This window comes from Bartonella sp. AA86SXKL (genome assembly GCF_042196885.1).
Genome location: NZ_JBHIRE010000091.1, coordinates 1 through 334, shown reverse-complemented (window position 1 = coordinate 334; position 334 = coordinate 1). Strand labels below are relative to the sequence as shown.

1 protein-coding gene is annotated in these 334 nt (G+C 41.6%); it reads left to right on the top strand.

The annotated features are described in order from the left end of the window. The coding region (locus ACFIO5_RS09995; RefSeq protein ID WP_375705316.1) for a type IV secretory system conjugative DNA transfer family protein at positions 1 to 334 on the top strand (334 nt) is incomplete at both ends.

Genomic DNA, 334 nt, shown 5'->3' with positions numbered 1-334 from the left:
TAAAACAACATGGGGCAAGGGTGGAACAGCCCCTTTGCTGACCTTTAATCTTGATTTTGGTTCAACGCACATGATTTTTTTCGCCGGTTCTGGTGGATATAAAACAACAAGCACAGTGGTTCCAACCTGTCTAACCTACACAGGCCCTATTGTTTGCCTTGATCCTTCAACAGAAATTGCACCCATGGTCAAGTTTGCGCGCAAAAAAATGGGCAATAGAAATGTTATTATTCTCGATCCCAATTCGCTCTTAACAAAAAATTTTAATGTGCTCGATTGGCTTTTAGACGAAAATATACCGCGCACAAGGCGTGAAGCCAATATTGTGAGCTTT